Source organism: Joostella atrarenae, from assembly GCF_021764745.1.
Lineage (GTDB): Bacteria > Bacteroidota > Bacteroidia > Flavobacteriales > Flavobacteriaceae > Galbibacter > Galbibacter atrarenae.
This window is the reverse complement of the sequence record NZ_JAETXX010000001.1, coordinates 323,462-341,946: the sequence shown is the minus strand read 5'-3', so window position 1 is coordinate 341,946 and position 18,485 is coordinate 323,462. Positions and strand designations below refer to the sequence as shown.

The window sequence follows — 18,485 nt, the reverse complement described above, 5'->3', positions numbered from 1 at the left end:
GATTTATATAAAATTAATATTAACTAATACAAACGTAAATGTCTTTTCAAATTAAAGAAGCGTCTAAGGTTTACGACATTTTGGTCGTGGGTTCTGGAGCTGGAGGAGGAATGGCGACAAAGGTGCTTTCTGAAGCTGGTTTTAAAATAGCCTTGCTAGAAGCTGGACCTAATTTTGACCCTGCTAATCCCGATCAACAAACGCAATTTAAATGGCCTTATGAATCTCCTCGTCGAGGGGCCGGAAGCACAAGAGCTTTTGGAGATTTCGATATGGCTTATGGTGGATGGAAGCTAGATGGCGAACCGTACACTCATAAAAATGGATCTAAATTTGATTGGTTCCGTTCTAGAATGGTTGGTGGAAGAACAAATCACTGGGGACGTATATCGCTACGTTTTGGGCCTTTGGACTTCAAAAGAAAAGATTTTGATGGAAAAGGAGATAACTGGCCTATTTCTTATGACGATGTAAAACCTTACTACGACAAGGTTGATAAATTTATTGGAGTCTTTGGGAGTAAAGAAAATATTAAAAATGAACCAGATGGGTATTTTTTACCACCACCAAAACCCCGTTTACACGAATTATATCTTAAAAAAGCAGGAGCAAAATCTAATATTCCTGTTATTCCATCAAGACTTTCTATTCTTACTAAGCGTGTAGACAATCGTCGTGGTGCTTGTTTCTATTGTAGTCAATGTTCTCGTTCATGTAGTATTTACGGAGATTTCTCGTCTTCATCTGTTTTGGTAAAACCAGCATTGGAGTATGATAATGTAGATCTCTATGTAAATGCAATGGTAAGAGAGGTTTTAACGGACGAAAATGGAAAAGCTACAGGTGTTTCTTATGTAAATAAATATGATAATCAAGAGTACACGGTAAAAGCAAAAGTTGTTATCTTAGCTGCTAGTGCTTGTAGTTCTGCTAGAATTTTATTGAATTCTAAGTCAGAAAGATTTCCAAATGGAGTTGCCAATTCTAGTGGTGTAGTAGGAAAGTATTTACACGATTCTACAGGAGCCTCTAGATCTGCAATAATTCCTGAATTAATGGAAAGAAAACGTTATAATGAAGATGGTGTTGGAGGAATGCATTTATATGTTCCATGGTGGTTAAATGATAAAAAGGATCTTGGATTTTCTAGAGGATATCATATTGAATATTGGGGAGGTATGGGAATGCCTTCTTATGGAGCTGGAATGGGAATTCAAAATCTTAATGGAAAGTTTCAAAAACCTGGCGAAAATAAAAAGGCTGGGGGTTATGGAGTTGGACTAAAAGAAGATGTTAGTAGATATTATGGTGCAACGGTTGGTATGGCTGGTAGAGGTGAAAGTATTCCGCAGAAAGATAATTACTGTGAGATAGATCCTAATGTAGTCGATAAATATGGAATTCCAGTGTTGCGTTTTAACTATAATTGGACAGACGATGAGGTTAAGCAAGCAAAGCACATGCAAGACACTTTTGAAGAGCTTTATCATAACATGGGAGCTATTCCATTGGGAGATAAGCCTGGAAAAGAAAGCGATTATGGATTAGATGCTCCAGGAAGAATTATTCATGAAGTAGGTACAACGAGAATGGGTGATGATCCTTCTACTTCTGTGGTAAACAGATATAATCAAACGCATGATGTGCCAAATTTATTTGTTATGGATGGTGGAGCTTTTGTTTCTCAAGCAGATAAAAATCCTACATGGACAATTTTAGCATTGGCTTGGAGGGCGTCTGATTATCTTACAGAAGAAATGAAAAAAATGAATATTTAAAACATAAAAATCATGGATAGAAGAAAAAGTTTAAAAGCCATGGTGGCAGGTACTGTTACTTCCGGATTTATGTTTTCGGGATGTCTTACTGATACCGAAGAGCCAACCATTGCAAACACAGATGCGCCAAGTGATAGTGATAATAATTACGACACAACACGTACCAAAGAAGAGTTAGCCTATGAAGAGGAGTTACGTGCTAAAGGGGCTTATTTTAACGATCATGAATTAGAAACACTTACTGTTCTTGCTGATATAATTATTCCTGCTGAAGGTGATTATAGTGCAGCTAGTAAAGTAGGAGTCATAGACTTTATCTCATACATAGTTTTAGATATGCCGCATCATCAATTGCCACTTCGAGGTGGGATTATGTGGATAGATCATGAAAGTAACAAACGCTTTAACAAGGTGTTTAAAAGTATTTCTGAAGAGCAACAGATAGAAATCGTTGAAGATATTGCTTATCCAGATGATGTAAAGCCACATCTTGTTCAAGGAGCTCGCTTTTTTACACGTTTGAGAGATTTAGTGTCTACGGGATATTTTACAAGCGAAGAAGGGATTAAATATCTTGGCTATGTTGGGAATACACCAAATGTTTGGGATGGAGTTCCAGACGATGTTTTGGCTCAATATAATATGAAATACGATCAGCGTACTTTAGATATTTGTATTAAACCTGAAGAAAGAAATGAAATTGCTAATTGGGATAATTACGAAGTGTAATAGCCGTTTATTAGTTTAGATCATATTAAAAGAGCATTTAATTAATTTTAGATGCTCTTTTTTTATATAAGATTCTGGCTAGTAGCATAAAAGCAAAAATAAGCCATTCCTTTACTATAAATAATTTTCACTATATTTAGTATACCAAGAGTTTAATTGGTTGGTTTTTATATTAAACTATAATTCAGTAAATGAAAGAATATGTGGATAGTAGTTATTGCGGTTTTAATTTTTTTATTAATGAATTTTGTTCATTATATAGCTCTTAGTGACTATGTTAAAAAAATAGGCGGGAAAAATATGTGGAAGACATGGGTAGGTAGACTTTATTTCTGGCAAAGTTCAATAATAACCAGTAGTGCAGCAACTCTTTTTGTCATGTTTCTCTTGAAATGGACAAACATTTTATAATTTATATTTCTCTGTTGAATGTTAATTTATTTTCCTTCTGAAAATAGAAAACAACCCACTATTAACAACAAAATTTCTAGGTAATTACATTAAATACTAAATGTACTCTACAGAATCATAAGGCAGTTTTAAATCTCGATTACCAGTAAAACAACTATTAACTTCATACTTCACTTAATAAACGGGTAAAATATAACAATACATCGTTGATATGTTATATTTCTTTGGTTATATTTGAGTAAAACAATTCATAAAAGTTAACCATGAAACCAGACCTTTTCGAAGCACCTGATTATTATAATATAGATGATTTACTTTCCGAAGAACATAAATTAGTGCGTGACGCTGCGCGTAGTTGGGTTAAAAAGGAAGTTTCTCCAATAATTGAAGACTATGCTCAAAGAGCAGAATTTCCAAAACAAATTATAAAGGGACTCGCAGAGATAGGAGCATTTGGCCCTTATATTCCCGAGGAATATGGAGGTGCAGGTTTAGATCAGATTAGTTATGGTCTTATCATGCAAGAAATAGAAAGAGGAGATAGCGGTGTTCGTTCTACAGCATCTGTGCAATCCTCTTTAGTTATGTACCCTATTTGGAAGTATGGATCGGAAGCACAGCGTAAAAAGTACCTTCCAAAATTAGCGTCAGGAGAGTTTATGGGATGTTTTGGACTTACAGAACCTAATCATGGCTCTAATCCTGGAGGAATGGAGACTAAATTTAAGGATGCTGGGGATCATTATATTTTAAACGGAGCAAAACTTTGGATTTCAAATGCCCCATTTGCAGACATTGCCGTAGTTTGGGCAAAAAATGAAGAGGGGCGTATCCATGGCCTCATTGTAGAAAGAGGTATGGATGGATTCTCAACGCCAGAGACTCATAATAAATGGTCGCTTAGGGCTTCTGCTACAGGAGAATTGATTTTTGATAATGTAAAAGTGCCTAAAGAAAATATATTGCCTGGTAAAAGTGGACTTGGAGCTTCTCTGGGCTGTTTAGATTCTGCTAGATACGGAATCGCTTGGGGCGCAATTGGTGCAGCTATGGATTGTTATGATACTGCGTTGAGGTATTCTAAAGAACGAATTCAATTTGGAAAGCCTATCGCTTCTACACAACTTCAGCAAAAAAAGTTAGCTGAAATGATTACAGAAATTACAAAAGCACAATTGCTAGCACTTCGTTTAGGCCAACTTAAAAATGAAGGAAAAGCTACTTCTGCTCAAATTTCTATGGCAAAACGTAATAATGTTAACATGGCTCTAAATATAGCAAGGGAAGCTCGGCAAGTGCTAGGAGCTATGGGGATTAGTGGTGAGTATAGCATCATGCGTCATATGATGAATTTAGAGAGCGTTATAACCTATGAAGGAACCCATGATATTCATCTACTAATAACTGGGGCGGATATCACGGGAGAACAAGCTTTTAAGTAGTTGATTCTCTGTCTTTAAGAGCCTCGATTTTAGCATTTTTTTATGAATTTCGCTATTTATCAAAATCATAATATTTTGTATATTTGTTAATATAATTAGAGTATAATAACAATTAAACAAAATAGATATGAAAAAGAGATTGTTTTTTGCAGTATTCTCATTTTTTGTGTTTGCTGTCCAAGCACAAGATAAAGAGGTTAACGTTGGAGATGTTCTAACAATTAATAGTATTTCTGAAAGTACTTACAACCACATTGATTTACCTAGAAAGAATATTATTATAAAAAGAGGTGGAGTACCAAACTACAAATCTGTTTATAACAATGAAGTTGTAGTAACTGAAATTAATACAAATGCAGATGGAGAGCAACTTGCAGTTTTAAAAAGAAAAGATGGACGTAAGTTTTTTACTAGTTTTCCAACTATTAAAGCAAATGTCACAAAAGCTATTGATAGCGAAGAGCTTATTTTTTAAATTTCTCTAATGCTTTCTTAGTAAAGTCAGATAATACCAATTTTCCTGATGTTTTAGCTCTTTCTTCTAAGAGCGAATCCCAGCTTTTGGTATTTTCCCATAATGCCTTTTTCATGGCATATAACGATTCTGGGTTGTATCCCGCTAATTTGTTCGTTAGAGTATTGATTTCATCATCTACTTCGGTAAGAGTTTCATATACTTTGGCATACAACCCTTTTTCTTTAGCCCAATAAGCATTTTTCCATTCGGTAGCTGCAATTGTTAATTCTGCCAAAGCGGCTATTCCCATTTTACGCTCTATCGCAGGAGCAATTACAAAAGGGCCAATACCAATAGTAAATTCGGATAATTTAATAGCTGCTGCTTCTGTTGCAATAGCATAATCACATGCTGCAATAAGTCCAACACCACCTCCTACAGTTTTTCCTTGAATGCGACCAATAATTAGTTTACTACATTTTCGCATGGCATTGATAACATTTCCAAAGCCGCTAAAAAAAGCCTTTCCTTGTTCATTGTTTTCAATAGTAATAAGTTCATCAAATGAAGCTCCAGCGCAAAATGCTTTTTCACCTTCACTCTTTAATACAATCAGGTGAACTTCTTCATTTTCAGATAACGAATTTATTTCATCAGTAAGTCTTTTCAAAAGTATTGAAGGGAAAGAATTGCTTGCAGGATGCCCAAATTCTAGGATAGCAATATTATTTTCAATTTTAGTGTATAAACTTCCGTCAATTCTATCTGTGCCCATATTGATAATATATAAAAGGTGTTTTCCAAATTTAAGAAATCTAAGTCTCTTTTGCTTCTTGAGTAGATTTTAAATCTGTTTTTAATGGTTATTTATTTTTAGTTAAATCATTTGGGAGTAGATTCATTAACATATTTTCTTCTGAATTTAATTACTAGTGCTGAAGATCGAATAAGCATCCAAACAAAGAAAGCAATCCAAATAGCGTATAATTTATAATCAAAGGAATCTAATAAAAATAGCGTTGGAGTGAACCCAAGGAAAGTAGCTGCTAAAAGAACATTTCTAAGGTAGCTAGCCTCGCCTAACCCTTTAAATATCCCGTCGAACATAAAAGCAACTGCATTAACAGGTTGCATGATTAATACAATCCAAAATACCGATGAAAAAAGACCTAAAACGGCTTCTTCTTTGTTGAAAAGACGACCTATTTCGTCATAAAATAATCCACAGATTACCATCAAAATTAGGGAGATTATAATAGCATATTTACAAATATCGATACTTAAATACCATAAGCGCTTGTAATCTTTGGAACCTAATAACCTTCCTGAAATGGCATTTCCTGCATTAGCATACCCATCAATAAAAAAAGAAAAGAAAAGCCATATGTTCATTAAGATACTTTGTGCAGCAATATAATTTTTTCCATAGTCTGTAGCATAACTGTTTGCAAGATAAATGGCGAAATTTAGAGCTGCTGTTCTCACAAATAAATTAGCACTCATTAATAAGAGCTTTTTCATTTGTGGATTTATATTAGTGCTTATCTTAAAGTTAAAGGGGGTGTTATAAATGTAAAAAAAGACTGCCATTATAAGCATTACTAGCTGTGCAATAACACTGGCGTATGCGGCACCTTTAAGATGCATAGCGGGAATTATTCCATCAATTCCATACACCAAAACATAATCTAAAATAATATTTACTGCGGCTCCAGTTAAGCTACATGCCATAGCCCAGAGCGTATTTTGCATACCTCTAAAAACACCAAAAATCCCGAATGTTACTAGTGTAAGTGGATATCCAAGTGCTCTAATTTGGTAATAATCGGCTGTATATTGTAAAATAAGTCCTTCAGCATTATATAGACTGAAGATACTTTCTGCCACCCATGCAGTTCCAAAGTAAATTATTAAACTGAAAAGAAAATTAAATGCTAAAGCTTGAGGAACTAATGTTTTAACAGCATGCAGTCTATTTGCCCCATAATGTTGAGAAACTATTGCAGAAATAGCTGTTTTTGTCTGCGCTACAATCCAGATTATTGCAGAGAGAAATGAGCCTACTATTCCTGCTGCCGCTAAGGCTTCAACTGGATTTTTTTCCACGTTACCGATAATAGCTATGTCTGTTAGAGAAATTAGAGGCTCAGCAATTCCTGCAATAATTGCTGGAATGGCTAGTTGATTAATTTCTTTAAAGTTAATTTTAGCTTCTTTCATAATAGAATAATGCCAATTTTAGCCTTAAAAATCGACGAGAAAATATTTTTATGTAAATTTAAGCGCAAAAGTAAGAAAGCATTTTATCAATCATTCTTTAAACACCATACCATATGAAAAATATTTTGGTTCCAATAGGGACATCCGCCAATACTACAAATACTTTGCAGTATGCTATAGATTTTGCTAAGTTTTTTGATAGTAAGATTTATCTTATGCAAGCATACACATTTTTTAACAAAGCAGGTTCTATTGCAAATGTCGAGCAAGTAGTTGCAAAAACTACTACAGAGCAATTAGAGGAAGTTGTAAGTAAGGTTGATAAAAAGGGAGTTTCTATTACGATCACCGCATATAATGGAGAGGTTTTAGATGGTATAAAAGCTGTGGATAAGCAATATGGAATAGATTTGCTAATTATGGAACCTAGGAGTACAGATATTCGTGAAGAAGTTTTCTTAGGAAAGACTACCGGAAAAATTGTTAAGCAAACAGATATCCCTACTCTAATAGTTCCTGAGGGAAATACTTTTAAAGATTATAATACAGGTCTTGTTGCATTTAAATCTGGGATCGTAAAACGTCCGTCGATATTGGATCCATTGGTGGCTTTTAAAGAGAAGTTTAAGTTAAGTTTGAACTTGCTCTTAGTTAAAACACCTAGTTACGTTGAAGAAGATTTACAAGTTGATAGTACACTTAAATCTCTTAGTGACGATGTGAAGGTTACAGAGAATACGACTACGTTTGAAGGAGTTTTGGAGCATTTCCAAGAACATAAACCAGAGATATTAGTAGTGTTTAGAAGGAAACGAGGATTTTTTGCTAAGCTTTGGGAAAAAAATATAATTTTAAAGCGAGAATTTAGATGTACAATCCCGCTTTTAATTCTAAGTGTAAAGAAGTAGTGTTTAATTATTTATAGGGGCATTAGCTCAGCTGGCTAGAGCGCTACACTGGCAGTGTAGAGGTCGTCGGTTCGACTCCGATATGCTCCACATAAAACGTAATCATTTTTAATAGTGATTGCGTTTTTTTGTTTGTTAAAACTATGTTTTATAAAATGTCTTTTAGCTTACAGACAAAGTTGTTCTTTTAAGAAAAGAATAACGTAGCTTGTTTTTTACTCTATTTCCTAGCTTTTATCTTTATATAAAAATTAAACAAATGGATTTAAAAGGAAAAGTAGCCTATATAACAGGTGGAACAAAAGGAATAGGATACGGAGTTGCAGAAGAGCTTGTAAAAGCAGGTATGAAAGTGGCTATTAGCGGTCGTAAATTAGAAGATGCAGAAAAGGCAGCTTCCAATTTAAGTAGTGATAGTAATTTAGTGCTTGGTTTATCTTCTGACGTCACTAAAATTCAAGACGAAAAAGATGCTGTAAAAAGTATTTTGGATAAGTGGGGGCAGTTAGATGTAGTTCTTGCAAATGCAGGTGTTGGTCATTTTGCTCCAATTGATGAGTTAGAAGACGATGCATGGCATCAAATGATAAATACAAATTTAAACGGTGTTTTTCATACGTTAAAAGCGTCTGTAGAGGCTTTAAAAAAATCTTCTGGTTATTATATAACATTAGCAAGTTTGGCGGGTACAAATTTCTTTCCAACAGCTGCTGGTTATAATGCTACTAAATTTGGCGTTGTAGGATTTACACAAGCTGCCATGCTAGACCTTAGAAAGTATGATATCAAAGTGTCAACTATTATGCCTGGCTCTGTTGCTTCTCACTTTAACGACCATACTCCATCTAAAGATGACGCTTGGAAAATACAGCCTGAAGATATCGGACAATTAGTATTAGATTTATTAAAAATGAATCCAAGAACGTTGCCTAGTAAAATTGAAGTGCGACCAACGCGTCCAGATAAAAAATAATTTTATTTAACAATAAAATTTATCGAAGCTTCTACAATCTGTTTCATGTGTTGTGGGAGCTTTTTTTCTTCCCAAGGATGTTTTCCTCCAAAAACATGATCAGCTTCATCAATTACTAATAATTTGCTTTTTGAGCCCCAATTATGCAAAGCTTCTCCTTCTCTTAAATCTACAGTAGGATCTTTTGTGCCGTGTATAATTAAAAAGGGGATATCAATATTTTCTGCTGAATTTTTTATTGTAAAACGTTCTTCATTTTTGATGAAGTCTTCATAGAACTGATAATAATGAGGCAGTTGCTGTTTAGTTCTACTATTTTCAATGTAAATAACACCTTGTTCCTTCCAATATGCGCGTGCTTTTTCATCTGCAAATCGAGCTTTAAAATCGCTAACACTGGCCCATGTAATTAATTTAGTAATTTTCTTATCTTCAGCAGCTTTTATTGTTACAATACCACCGCCACGAGAATGACCTATTAATGTAATATCAGAAGTATTTATTTTTTCTGAGAGTTCATTATTACTACTTATTATCCAATCGATAACGGTTTCTAAGTCGTCTAATTCTATTGTGAAATTATTTAGTGCGAATGCTTCCAAATCTGGAAAATCTATTGGCTGTTTCACGGTACCTCCATTGTGAGAGAAATTAAACTTAACAAAGCATATGCCGTTATTTGCAAATTCTTTAGCGACTAAATCCCAATATCCCCAGTCTTTAAATCCTTTATAGCCGTGACAAAAAATTACAATTGGTTGCCCATTAATCTCTTTGTTGCAATATGTGTCTACTAGAATTGGTCTTTTGTGTTTACCTTCTAATACTATGTTTCTGTTAATATGCATGTGTTTGGATTTCTTTTTCCTGAAATGGAATTTCTTTATTGAATATTTCTAACACTAAGTTGTTTAATTGCTCTAGAAAAGCATTTTTAATTTCAGTATTAATTTTAAGTGTTTTAGTTGCTTTACTGCCTGGACCGTCTTTTTTAGTAAACTTTAAAATGCCGCCTCTTATGTTTTTAAAAGAAATGATACCGCCTTGAAATTCATTATAAATACTATTTTTTTGCATCATGTATGCATAACAAAGAATTTGAAATGCTTTGCTGTATTTGTAATCCTCAGTTAAACATTCCCAATCTATAATTTCAACATCTTTTTGTTCTACTTTTCCTGTTTTGTAATCTATAATATTGATAACTCCATCCACTTCCTCTACACGATCTACTTTCCCTTTTATAAAAATGGGGAAATTCAATTCTTTTATGTGGAGCTCCGTTTTAAGATTACTCTCAATTTTAATTATTTTTACAATAGCTCCTTTTTTTATTCTTTGCTCTTCAAAAGTTAGAAAATTCTCAATATATCTTTTGGCAACATAATAAGAAATTAAATTTTTACCTCTTAATGATTTTGTTTCTGTATATGATTTGGAAAAGTGAATCCCAACTTGTTTATCGAGATCTTTACGCATTTTCTTGGTGTCTTCTAGTGTAACTATTTTACCTTCTAATGGCTTGTAGAAAAACTCCAAAGTATCATGAACAATGGTTCCCAACGTATTTGCTGCTATCGTCTCTTCGACCTCTTCAACTTGCCTTATTCCTAAAACAGACTGTGTGTAAAAATCTAATGGATTTCGAACATAGTTACTTAATGAAGTTGGTGAAAACCCTTTTACAGCAACTTCCTTTAATTTATTTATAACCGCTGCGCTTTTATTGATAGTTGCTAATGTTGTTCTGTCATTTTTTATGGTTGGACTAGCAATAGTTTCTGTAATAGTATGCTTAGGCTCTTTAAGCATAGTTAGTTGTTGCAAAAGTCTACTTTTCTCTCCGCCTTCCAACGCATCAGGCTCTGTATTGTAAATAAGATATATGTTTTTTGCTCTTTGTAATAACCTATAAAAGTGGTACGAATAAATGGCATCTTTTTCTTTATAAGTAGGTAATCCGAATGCAGTTTTTAAATCAAAAGGAATAAATGAACTGTTTGTTTTTCCTGCGGGAAGAATGCCTTCATTAACTGAAGTTAGTATAACCGTTTCGAAATCTAAATTTCTACTTTCTAGCATTCCCATTATCTGCAATCCTTGTAGCGGTTCTCCTTTAAAATCTACTGTTTCACTAGCAAGTAGTTCTACATATATTTTTTTTAGGGTTTTAATCCCTGTAATCGATTTATATTCATTGTTGAAAGTCTTTAGCTGATTAAAAACTTCATAAAAGCGATAAAGGTATTCAAGAAATAATGGATTTCTTTGTTCATCGCTGGTATATGTTGCCTTCAAGGATAAAATTATAGAAATACAGTTTTCAATTACTGTATTTATAGAAATTCCTTTTTTATCTAGGAATAGATTTGCTTCTTTTTGGTTTAATTCATTTAAAGAATTTTGATTGATGTATATAAGATTTTCCTTTTTAATCTTCTCAATTAATTCAATGCTTTCCTTGCTAATGTTTTCTAGAAGTGAATTACTTATTGGGTTTGAGAGTATGTTTATCACATCTTGATAATGCCATAATTGATCGTTTGTTTTGTCCCACACATCCAGTAATGTTTCAAAAAAAGAAGCAAATGGAGATAGGTTTAAAGGAAAACCACTTGTAATATTAGCTTTCTGAATTTCTGGTGGAATGCTATTTAAAACTGGAGCTAATAGGTTTTCATTTCCTAGTACAATTGCCGTATTTTTTATAGCACCTTTAAGATTCTCTAAAATAGCTCCAACATATTTAGCTTGTCCTACATTTTTAGGGACTCCTATTATCTTGATATTTTTTTCTTCTGAAAAGTGATTGCTTGTTATTTTAAATTCGTTTTCGATGAAATGAGGCCAATTCTGTTTGTAATCCCTGAGGAATAAACCAGCATCGTGTTCTGTATTTTCTAAGAATACTTTATCAATATCCCAAAAAACATCTGCATTCGTCTTTTTTAGAAAAGATTGAATAATATTCTTTTCAGCATTATTTAGTGCATTAAAACCGATGAAAACATGCTCTATCTCTTGGTGATTTTCAATGAATGATTCTATATTATCATTTGCTTCGCGGTATATCATTCCCTGATATCCAATTCCTTTATCTACTAAATGCTTGTTGAAAGTTTTGTAATAGAGGTCTAATTTCTCCCAAAACTTAAGATAGTTTTTTTGGAGTTCTGTTTTCTCTTCTGCATTGGTCCAATGGAATTGATCTAATTCTTTAATATTGAAAAGGTGAGAAAAGAAAGTTTCTGTATCTATTAAATATCGATCTATTTCATTAAAATCTTGTAATATGGTTTGAGACCAAGATGTAAATGAATAAAAATCTTCCTGTTGATTTTCTGGCGTGATTTTTTTATAAACCTCATAAAACTCAAACGAAAGCTGAATATTAGAAGCTAATTTAAGATTTGCTAGCTGCTGTACAAACTCTTCAATGCTAATAATGTTTGGAGCAATGGTAGTTTTCTCTACAATATTTAAGAGCTCATTTTTTAAGAATGTAACAGCCCTTTTGCTGGGAAGTATAATGGTAAGGGATGGTAATTGTTCCTTATGTTTAGTATATATCTCTAAAGCTACTTGAGCTAGGAATGATTTCATGGAAAGTAATTTTCTTCCACTAAATTACCAAAATATAAAGTATTATAATTAAAAAAACGCTCCGAATATTCGGAGCGTTTTCATTATATGTTTTGAACTAATTTAGTTAATTACTTAACTAAATTAATCTCAACTCTTCTGTTTTGAGCTCTACCATCTCTAGTAGAATTCGAAGCGATTGGCTTAGTTTCACCGTAACCAGCAGAAGATAATCTGAATCCGTCAATTCCGTTAGATACTAAGTATTCTTTAACAGAAAGTGCTCTAGACTCAGAAAGTCTTTGGTTAAGAGAATCACTACCAGTACTATCTGTGTGACCATCTACAGTAAATTTAGCATTTGGATACTCATTAAGAATTCCAATGATATCAGCTAATACTTGTTTAGACTGAGGTTTGATAGTAGATTTACCAGTATCAAATAAGATAGTTTTAGCATAGTTATTTAATGCTTTCTGAACTTCAGCAGATAACTCAGGACATCCGTCGTTAGCTACAGTTCCAGGAGTTTCAGGACACTTGTCATCTTTGTCAAGTACACCGTCACCATCTTTATCTGGACAACCGTTTGTAGCAGCAGGACCTGCAACTTCAGGACATTTGTCATCTTTGTCAGCTACACCATCTCCGTCAGAATCTGGACAACCAGCTAATTCTTTAAGACCTGGAGTATTTGGACACTCATCTTGAGGATCAGCTACACCGTCTCCATCAGAATCAGGACAACCGTTCATAGCAGCAGTACCAGCTTCGTTTGGACAAGCATCTTTAGAATCTTCGATACCATCTCCATCAGAATCAGGACAACCGTTGAAAGCTTTTAAACCAGGTACTTCTGGACAAGCATCATCTTTGTCATATACACCATCTCCGTCAGAGTCAGTACCACCAAATTTGATAGCAAGACCAGCTAAGTGCTGGAAGTGAGGAGTAGAGTAGTCTTCGAAAACATGTTTGTAACCTGTTTGTAAAGTAAGACCTAAGTTTTCAGTAAACCAGATGTTCATACCAACACCCCCATTAAGAGTACCAGCTCCGATTTCGTCTAACCAAGTGTAACCCCCACCAATCTCGATGAAAGGATCGATTACGTGACCCTGAATGAAGTTGTACTTAATAGTACCGTCAACTCCGTAGTAAGATAAATCATCAACTGACATATCTCCAAGGTTTTCAATTTTGTTTAATGATCCACGAACTCCTAAAGATATTCCACTACCTACGTATTTAGAAACAGATACGTAAGAAATAGAAGGTAGAATGTTCCAGTGATCACTTGCGTTAAAATACTCGTCGAACCAAGATTCTGAAGCATATGGTCTATCAGAATTTGTTGGGTATGCATCAACTGCGTTTACCCCAAAAGCGATTTGCCATGGATTGTTCTGGTCTTGAGCATTCATGTTGCTAATCCCTACAAAAAGGAAAGCAGCAACTAGTAATTTGCTAAGATGTTTCATGTTCAATTATTTAATTTTAAGTGTTAATTTAAAGACAAATGTAAGTTGTTATGATTTATTAACAAAAACAAATATATATTTTTTTAGTTAAAATAAAAAGAGAGGTCCCCTAAATGACCCCTAGATCCTTACCAACTTCGGTAAATGCATTTATTGCCTTATCCAAGTGTTCTCGGGTGTGCGCAGCCGATAATTGCACTCTAATTCTTGCTTTTTCTTTAGGTACAACGGGAAAGAAAAAACCTATAACGTAGATACCTTTCTCAAGCAGCTCTTCGGCCATTTTCTGCGATAATTTGGCATCATAGAGCATAACTGGCACTATTGCAGAGTCTCCATCGATGATGTCGAAACCTGCTTTTTTCATCCCATTTTTGAAATATGCAGTGTTTTCTTGTAACTGATCTCTAAGGGTGGTACTTTTAGTTAACATGTCAAAAACTTTAATCGATGCGCCAACAATATTTGGAGCTAAAGAATTTGAGAATAAATACGGACGTGAGCGCTGACGTAAAATTTCTATAATTTCTTTTTTTCCGGTAGTATAACCACCCATAGCTCCACCAAGTGCTTTACCAAGTGTTCCTGTAATGATGTCTATTCTATCCATCACTCCTTTTTCTTCTAGCGTACCTCTTCCAGTTTCTCCAATGAACCCCGTTGCATGGCATTCGTCTATCATTACCAATGCATCATATTTATCAGCTAGATCACAAATTTTATCAAGAGGAGCTACCAACCCATCCATGGAAAAAACACCATCTGTAACGATGATTTTAAAACGTGCTCCGTCTTCATTTGCTTGCTGTAATTGCTTCTCTAAATCTGCCATATCGCTATTCTGATAGCGGTAACGCTTAGATTTACAAAGTCTTACGCCATCAATAATAGATGCGTGGTTTAATGAATCAGAAATAATAGCATCTTCCGCAGTTAATAACGGCTCAAATACACCTCCATTAGCGTCAAAAGCTGCAGCGTATAATATAGTATCTTCAGTTCCGTAAAAGTCGGCTATTTTCTCTTCTAATTCTTTATGTATGTCTTGAGTTCCACAAATAAAACGTACTGATGACATCCCGAAACCATGAGAGTCTAAAGTGTCTTTAGCGGCTTGTATTACCTCAGGATGAGAAGATAAACCAAGATAGTTATTGGCGCAAAAATTAAGAACTGTTTCACCTGTGTTAATAGTGATTTCTGCTCCTTGTTGTGAAGTGATAATTCGCTCCTTTTTATAAAGACCAGCTTCTTTAATTTCTACTAATTCTTTTTCTAAATGTTCTTTTATTTTCCCGTACATGTTCTGTTGTTTTTTGCAAAGTTAAAGGTTTAGGTTAATTATACCTTTATTATCTCGATATTATCATTTATAAATACTAATAATTTTTCTTCTACTTCATAGCCTACTTGCGCTAAGGCATTTGCGTAGCCGTTAATTTGATTTTTATATTTGTCTGAAAATCCTCCTGTTTTATAGTCTATTATTGTTACTTTATTATCCTTTTCTACAAATCTATCTGGTCTTAGAAAAGTTCCTTCTGAAGTAATAATTTCTCTTTCATTATATATTTTATAGGCTCGAGTATAATACTTTTTTAAGCTAGATTCTTCTGTTAAATCTGTAAGATATTGCTTAAATGTACCACTCTCTTCTTTTTCAATCAGGCCATTTGCTACCGCTTCATCAACAGTAAATTGAATGTCTTCTTTGTAGAATATTTTTGAAAGTAAATAGTGGTAAATATTCCCTTTGTCTATAGCCGTTTTTTGTTTAGTATCCCATAGCGATCCACTTTTTGTAATCAGTTCAAAAGAGTTTCCAAAAGATGAATTACTGATGAAAGGAATTGTTTGAGATAGTTCTGTATTCTTACTTTTACCTTCAGACGATCTCTGATGGTTTCCAAGGCTGTAATTATCTTGGGTGTCTTTCCATAAATCTTCAGATTTAAGGAAGTTTATAAAGAGTCCTGCAAAAGTCTTCACATTCTCTACGCCCCCTGCAGAAATGTCTCTTTTACAAATTATATAAAGTTGCTCTACAGCCCTTGTAAGCGCTACATATAAGATATTTAATTGATCTAGCTCTTGTTTTTGATCATAATCGCTTACCAGTGCTTTTCCTGTTTCGTTAATGTTTTCGATTGCACTTTTTTTGCTGAATAATGCATAGTCGACTCCAAACAGGTCTTTTTCTACAGGAAACCACATCTTAAAATCTCTGTCGTTATAAATATTAGTATTTGCAAACGGATAGACAACCACAGAAAACTCTAAGCCTTTAGACTTGTGAATTGTCATTAATTGTACCGCGTCTGAAGATTGAGGTGCAACGATGCTTAAAGCGTCTTTTTTAAGTTCCCAAAAGGCTAAAAAGCTACTCAAACTGTCATTGTTGTTTTGTGAAAAAGCTAAAATTTCATCTAAGAAAAATTGTAAATAAGCTTCCGATTCTTCAGCCAGATTAAATGCATTAATAGCATATTCTACAGCATTGTAAAACGGTAATTGTAGAAAGTAATTTGGTTTAAAGTCTTGTTCTTCAAAAACTAATTCTAAATTCGAGATGTACTTTTCATAAAAGCTATGTAGCTCCTCAACTTTATTTTTTTCAGCTAAGAATCGCAGTATATTCAAATGGATTTCTTTGTCTTCGGGTTGATTGAAATAGATGATTAAATCAATCAAAAAAGCAATTTTCTTATCGTTTTTCAGCAATAAAGATTCCGAAGAGATTATTGGGATATCATTTTCAGAAAGGTAATCTGCAATGGTTGTTCCTTGCGCTTTTGAGCGAGTTAAAATACTTATATCGTTATATGTAAAACCTTTATCTAAAGCATCTTTTATAGCATCTAAAGTGGCTATACAATAGAGGTTGTCTTCACTTTCTTTATTCTCTTTCGGATCTATAAAATTAAAATTCACATAACCTCCAGGCTTATTATTCTGCTTCTGAAAACTATGCTTTTCGAAAAGATCTTTATAAGTGTCATTATTTAGAAATTGAGAAATATGTTGAAAAAATTGATTGTTAAACTTAACAATTTCGTCATAACTCCGGTAGTTTGTAGGTAAAGACGTAACCTCTTTATCAGCGTGAAAAGGATTCTCTTCGTTATAAAGATCTATAAATTGCTCTGCCTTACCTCCACGCCAGCGATAAATAGCTTGTTTCGCATCTCCCACAATCATCAAACTACCTGTTTTACCACTTGGCAATTCTGCTTCTAAAGCATTAGAAACGAGGGGTTGTATATTTTGCCACTGCATGGTAGATGTATCTTGAAACTCATCTATAAAATAATGCTTGTATTTTTCTCCTATTCGCTCATAAATAAAAGGTGCAGGCTGATTTGCAATTGCGGAAGAAATAAGCCTATTGAATTCCGAAATCAATAGGAGGTTTCGTTCTTCTTTAATTTTGATAAGCTCTGCATTAATGGCGCTTAAGAGTGATAATGGAACTAAATTTTTATAAAAATTATTTAGAAACTCTAATCGGAAAAATCCAGTTTTTATATTTTGAAAGTCTTCTGCAATGCGCGGTTGTAAATTATCTATAGTAGTGGCAGTTCCTAAATTCACTCTTTTTGGGTACAAAGGATCGGTTGCTATTTTTTCCTGCCACTTTGCATTGAATTTTATTGATGTGTAGCTTTTAGATACAATTTTTTGTAAAAAGCCAGGAAGATATTTTCCAGTAAAATCTGTTATTTCAAGTCCTTTTTCAGTAAAAGTTTCTAAGAGCGAAGTAGCTATAGTTGTGATATCTTCTTCTTGCTGATTTATCATTTCTTTTAGCTGCTTGCCTAGATTTTTAAAATCTTCAAGACTCTTACCTTCCAAAAGTTTAATGTGTTCTATATATTCTTCTTTGGAAAGTAGTTTTGCAATCTCTTTAAGATCTCTAGCAACGTCCCAACTTTTATCATTATCAGTTTTTTCTAAAGCGAAATCTATAAGTATTTCTGTAAGTATTTTATCTTCTCCTGCCTGATAAATTAAGTTGTCTACAGCTTCATTAATTAGCGTTTTTTCGTCTAAAGAGACTTCGAAATTTGTAGGAAGTTTAAGATCAAAAGCAAAGGTTCTTAACAATCGATGGTTGAACTTATCAATTGTAACGATATCAAAAAATGCGTAATTATGAAGGATTTTGGTAAGTACTCTTTTTGCTCGAAGGTGTAATTCTTCATGAGAAATAGAGAGTTCTTCAGCAATAATATTAAAAAGAGGTGTTGGGTTGTTTAAAATACTTTCTTCTGAAAAAGCATGAAGACTTGTAAGCACACGTTCTTTCATTTCATTCACTGCTTTATTGGTAAATGTAATGGCTAATACGTGTTTGAAGGCATGAAGATTTTTAGATCCTAAAAGAATATTTAGGTATTTTTTTACAAGGGTAAAGGTTTTACCCGAACCAGCTGAAGCATTATATATTTGAAAAGGCGCAGAATTCAACATAAAAAGTTTATTGCAAAATAGGGAAACTCTATGA

13 protein-coding genes and 1 tRNA gene are annotated in these 18,485 nt (G+C 33.7%); 7 read left to right on the top strand and 7 right to left on the bottom strand.

The genetic code is table 11. The features are described 5' to 3' along the window. The first annotated feature begins 38 nt into the window (after positions 1–38). The 4 genes from JM658_RS01420 to JM658_RS01405 all read left to right on the top strand — a co-directional run bounded on the left by JM658_RS01420 (position 39) and on the right by JM658_RS01405 (position 4,835). The gene (locus JM658_RS01420) at positions 39–1,778 is read left to right on the top strand and encodes a GMC family oxidoreductase (protein ID WP_236957444.1); all 1,740 of its coding nucleotides are present in this window, start codon (positions 39–41) and stop codon (positions 1,776–1,778) included. Between the two features lie 12 nt (positions 1,779–1,790). After that, the gene (locus JM658_RS01415) at positions 1,791–2,507 is read left to right on the top strand and encodes a gluconate 2-dehydrogenase subunit 3 family protein (RefSeq protein WP_236957443.1); all 717 of its coding nucleotides are present in this window, start codon (positions 1,791–1,793) and stop codon (positions 2,505–2,507) included. Positions 2,508–3,181: 674 nt separating this feature from the next. Beyond that, positions 3,182–4,360 (top strand): acyl-CoA dehydrogenase family protein, encoded by a 1,179-nt coding sequence (locus tag JM658_RS01410; RefSeq protein WP_236957442.1) that lies wholly within the window; start codon positions 3,182–3,184, stop codon positions 4,358–4,360. Between the two features lie 127 nt (positions 4,361–4,487). Then, on the top strand, positions 4,488–4,835 hold the full coding sequence (locus tag JM658_RS01405) for a hypothetical protein (protein ID WP_236957441.1): 348 nt from the start codon (positions 4,488–4,490) through the stop codon (positions 4,833–4,835). On the opposite strand, the gene JM658_RS01400 is transcribed toward JM658_RS01405, so the two are convergent. Next, positions 4,825–5,592: an enoyl-CoA hydratase/isomerase family protein gene (locus JM658_RS01400; protein ID WP_236957440.1), complete on the bottom strand. Its 768-nt coding sequence runs from the start codon at positions 5,590–5,592 to the stop codon at positions 4,825–4,827. The genes JM658_RS01405 and JM658_RS01400 overlap by 11 nt on opposite strands. 107 nt (positions 5,593–5,699) lie before the next feature. Next, on the bottom strand, positions 5,700–7,037 hold the full coding sequence (locus tag JM658_RS01395) for an MATE family efflux transporter (RefSeq protein ID WP_236957439.1): 1,338 nt from the start codon (positions 7,035–7,037) through the stop codon (positions 5,700–5,702). Positions 7,038–7,150: 113 nt separating this feature from the next. On the opposite strand from JM658_RS01395, the gene JM658_RS01390 reads away from it, so the two are divergent. From JM658_RS01390 to JM658_RS01380, 3 genes are all read left to right on the top strand, one after another. Beyond that, positions 7,151–7,945: a universal stress protein gene (locus tag JM658_RS01390; RefSeq protein ID WP_236957438.1), complete on the top strand. Its 795-nt coding sequence runs from the start codon at positions 7,151–7,153 to the stop codon at positions 7,943–7,945. A 16-nt stretch (positions 7,946–7,961) separates the two neighbouring features. Beyond that, positions 7,962–8,035: transfer RNA gene (locus JM658_RS01385), tRNA-Ala, on the top strand. Between the two features lie 169 nt (positions 8,036–8,204). Continuing rightward, positions 8,205–8,918, top strand: coding sequence for an SDR family oxidoreductase (locus tag JM658_RS01380; protein ID WP_236957437.1), 714 nt, complete (start codon positions 8,205–8,207; stop codon positions 8,916–8,918). Between the two features lie 2 nt (positions 8,919–8,920). Here the strand turns inward: JM658_RS01380 and JM658_RS01375 are convergent, their stop codons facing one another. The 5 genes from JM658_RS01375 to JM658_RS01355 all read right to left on the bottom strand — a co-directional run bounded on the left by JM658_RS01375 (position 8,921) and on the right by JM658_RS01355 (position 18,451). Continuing rightward, positions 8,921–9,766 (bottom strand): alpha/beta hydrolase family protein, encoded by an 846-nt coding sequence (locus JM658_RS01375; RefSeq protein WP_236957436.1) that lies wholly within the window; start codon positions 9,764–9,766, stop codon positions 8,921–8,923. Next, complete coding sequence (locus tag JM658_RS01370) at positions 9,756–12,521, bottom strand: PD-(D/E)XK nuclease family protein (RefSeq protein ID WP_236957435.1); 2,766 nt, start codon at positions 12,519–12,521, stop codon at positions 9,756–9,758. Before JM658_RS01370 ends, JM658_RS01375 begins: the two co-directional genes overlap by 11 nt. Positions 12,522–12,631: 110 nt before the next feature. Further along, complete coding sequence (locus tag JM658_RS01365; protein ID WP_236957434.1) at positions 12,632–13,981, bottom strand: OmpA family protein; 1,350 nt, start codon at positions 13,979–13,981, stop codon at positions 12,632–12,634. A 109-nt stretch (positions 13,982–14,090) separates the two neighbouring features. After that, a complete protein-coding gene (kbl, locus tag JM658_RS01360; RefSeq protein ID WP_236957433.1) occupies positions 14,091–15,284 on the bottom strand; it encodes a glycine C-acetyltransferase in 1,194 nt (397 codons plus the stop codon). A 38-nt stretch (positions 15,285–15,322) separates the two neighbouring features. Further along, a complete protein-coding gene (locus JM658_RS01355) occupies positions 15,323–18,451 on the bottom strand; it encodes a UvrD-helicase domain-containing protein (protein ID WP_236957432.1) in 3,129 nt (1,042 codons plus the stop codon). Positions 18,452–18,485 lie beyond the last annotated feature (34 nt).